At 72.1% G+C, this 2,073-nt stretch carries 2 protein-coding genes; one reads left to right on the top strand and one right to left on the bottom strand.

Translation table 11 applies throughout. From position 1 onward, the window contains the following. A partial coding sequence (gene dacB, locus DEF28_RS26485) for a D-alanyl-D-alanine carboxypeptidase/D-alanyl-D-alanine endopeptidase (protein WP_114446265.1) occupies positions 1–1,268 on the top strand: 1,268 nt, incomplete at its 5' end. Between the two features lie 19 nt (positions 1,269–1,287). Here the strand turns inward: dacB and DEF28_RS26490 are convergent. After that, positions 1,288–2,007 carry an IS982 family transposase gene (locus DEF28_RS26490; RefSeq protein WP_114446266.1) on the bottom strand — a complete coding sequence of 240 codons (720 nt, stop codon included), beginning with the start codon at positions 2,005–2,007 and terminating at the stop codon, positions 1,288–1,290. Positions 2,008–2,073: the final 66 nt, after the last annotated feature.

Here is a 2,073-nt window from a genome sequence, read left to right on the forward strand (position 1 = left end):
GCGCCGCGCCCCGGGACGGTGTCGTGCACGGCGACCTGTACCTGGCCGGGACCGGCGACCCGACGATGACCGTCGAGCGCTACGACGCGCTCGCCGCCGACGTCGCGGCCTCCGGGGTCACCGCGGTGACCGGGGACCTCCTGGCCGATGACACCTGGTTCGACGACCAGCGGCTCGGCTCGGGCTGGCATCCGGCCGACGAGCCGTACTACTACGCGGCCCAGATCTCCGCACTCACGGTGGCCGCCAACGCCGACTACGACACCGGCGTCGTCGAGGTGACGGTGACCCCGGGGCGCCGCGCCGGCGACCGGGTGCGGGTCGGCCTCGCGCCGGCCACCGGTTACGTGACGGTGGTGAACCGCACCCGCACAGTGCGCCCGTCGGAGGCGACCGGCGTGACCGTCACCCGGGCCGTGGGCGGCAACACGGTCACCGTCTCCGGGTCGCTGCCCGCCGGCGGCGCGGCCGCGAGCTACCTGCGCACCGTCCACGAGCCGACCGGCTTCGCCGCGCACGTCTTCGCCGACGCGCTGGCGGCGCACGGCGTTAGCGTCGGAGGGGAGGTCGGGCGCGGGACCACTCCGGCCGGCGCGCCGGAGCTGGCACGCACCGATTCGGCCGAGCTCGGCGACATCCTGGTGCCGTTCATGAAGCTGTCCAACAACGGGCACGCCGAGATGCTGATCAAGGCCATCGGCCAGGAGGTCTCCGACGAGGGGAGCTGGCGGACCGGCCTTCCCGAGGTCACGGCGGCACTTGAGCGACTCGGGGTCCCTACCCGGGGACTGGACCTGCGCGACGGGTCCGGCCTGGACCGCGGCAGCCGCGTTCCGGCGCGGCTGGTCGCCGACCTGCTGAAGGCCGCCCCCGACCAGCCCTGGTACGCCGAGTGGGAGGACGCCCTCCCGGTCGCGGGCGCGGCCGACCGCATGGTCGGCGGCACGCTGACCAACCGGATGCGCGACACGGTGGCGGCCGGCAACGTGCGCGCCAAGACCGGCAGCCTTACGGGCGTCAGCAGCCTGTCCGGCTACGTGACCGGCGCCGACGGCGAGCGGCTGGTGTTCGCGGTACTGAACAACGGCTACTCCGGTTCGCCACCGCGCCCAGTGCAGGACGCCATCGCCGTCCGGCTGGCCGAGTTCAGCCGCTCGACGCCGACCCCCGGCGTTCCCCCGGTGCCGACGGCGCGCACCGTCCCGCTGCGGGCCGCGGAGCCCGACCGGGCCGGGGAGCTGGAGTGCACGTGGGCGAGGGCCTGCTAGATGATTGAGTCCGATGTCTTCAGTGGTCGTAGGCGATGAGCGAGCGTTTGACCGGGGCGCCGGTCTCCCAGTTGTGCCAGATCACCGCGGCCAGCAGGAGGTGCGCCCCGAGCCGGCCGGTCACGAAGGATTCGAACTCCTTACCGGCGAAGCCCTTGTCGGCCAGGATCACCTGGCCAGCGCGGATCAGGTGGTGGTCGGCCTCCAGCAGCGCCGTCATAACCTCGCGCTCGCCGATCCCGGGGCGGGCCAGGCACCAGGTGAGGGGCATGCCCTCGGCGGTGGTGACCAGGTAGAGGCGATAGCCCCAGAAGAACCGGGAGTGGGAACGGCAGTAGCCGTACCCGGCCGTGGCGGCCAGGGCCGAGCGCTTGACGGTCTCGCGCGAGGCCGCGCAGGGCAGTGGTGTGGAGTCGATCAGCCGCAGGTCGTCGTGCCAGGAGGGTACCTGGGCGGCCAGGGCCTGGATCGTCCGGCTGATCAGGGGGCCGGCGCGGTTGAGGCGCTTGTTGTACCCGGACTGCTTCGGCAGGTAGGGGAACAGGTGGTCCAGGCGGGATCCCGCGAAGCGGATCCAGTGGCGTGCGGAGGGGAAGCCCAGCAGGACCTGGGCGATGGCCAGGCACAGCAGCTCCGCATCGCCGAGTTTCGGTGGCCTGCCGATCCTGCGGGGTTCGGTGACGTGCTCGTCGCAGAACACGTAGAGTGCGGTGAGAAGGGTGTCCAGGTTTCGTGTCACGACTTAACCATCGGGCACCCTTCGCCATGTCCGCGACCTCCTCAGACATCGGACTCAATCATCTAG

Origin of the sequence: Marinitenerispora sediminis, assembly GCF_003336425.1 — a bacterium.
GTDB classification, from domain to species: domain Bacteria; phylum Actinomycetota; class Actinomycetes; order Streptosporangiales; family Streptosporangiaceae; genus Marinitenerispora; species Marinitenerispora sediminis.